Raw genomic sequence first — 207 nt, forward strand, 5'->3', positions numbered from 1 at the left:
AGATGGAACCGATCCAAACGATCCATGTTCTTATAATACAGCAAACGTAACAGTAGTTCAATCAGGAGACTGGTTAGCATCAGACTGTGATGGCGATGGCGTAACCAACGAAACAGAAGTTACAGATGGAACCGATCCAAACGATCCTTGTTCTTACGATCCAGCAAATGTTACAGAAACTCAATCAGGAGATTGGTTAACAGCAGA

At 42.5% G+C, this 207-nt stretch carries 1 protein-coding gene; it reads left to right on the plus strand.

All coding sequences use genetic code 11. The features are described 5' to 3' along the window. Positions 1–207, plus strand: a 207-nt coding sequence (locus V6251_RS15525; protein ID WP_341589043.1) for a thrombospondin type 3 repeat-containing protein, incomplete at both ends; no start/stop codon positions are given.

Origin of the sequence: Olleya sp. Ti.3.14 (assembly GCF_038154885.1) — a bacterium.
In the GTDB taxonomy this organism is placed as follows: Bacteria; Bacteroidota; Bacteroidia; order Flavobacteriales; family Flavobacteriaceae; genus Olleya.